This is a genomic window from Agrobacterium sp. CMT1 (genome assembly GCF_037203725.1).
Taxonomy (GTDB): domain Bacteria; phylum Pseudomonadota; class Alphaproteobacteria; order Rhizobiales; family Rhizobiaceae; genus Agrobacterium; species Agrobacterium pusense.
Map to the genome: position 1 here is coordinate 1 of NZ_JBBCAR010000038.1, position 205 is coordinate 205.

The window sequence follows — 205 nt, forward strand, 5'->3', positions numbered from 1 at the left end:
TTATAAGTCCGCTCACTGAACGAGGGCGGCGGCGCTGCTGGCGACGAAGTCTTTCGTTCTAAATAAATCAAGGAATGAGCTGGTTGCTTGTTTGGTTTCGAGGCCTGATGGTTTCGGGGATTTGATTTTTTGACTGCTTTTGGTGGTCTGTTTTTTGACAATTGAATATGAGAAGAAAGAGAAACGTGGGCGGCGAAGCTTGCGG

1 protein-coding gene is annotated in these 205 nt (G+C 47.3%); it reads right to left on the bottom strand.

The window, feature by feature from the left end; all coding sequences use genetic code 11:
• Nucleotides 1–12 precede the first annotated feature (12 nt).
• Nucleotides 13–205, bottom strand: a 193-nt coding sequence (locus WA845_RS25250; RefSeq protein ID WP_337322846.1) for a hypothetical protein, incomplete at its 5' end; no start/stop codon positions are given.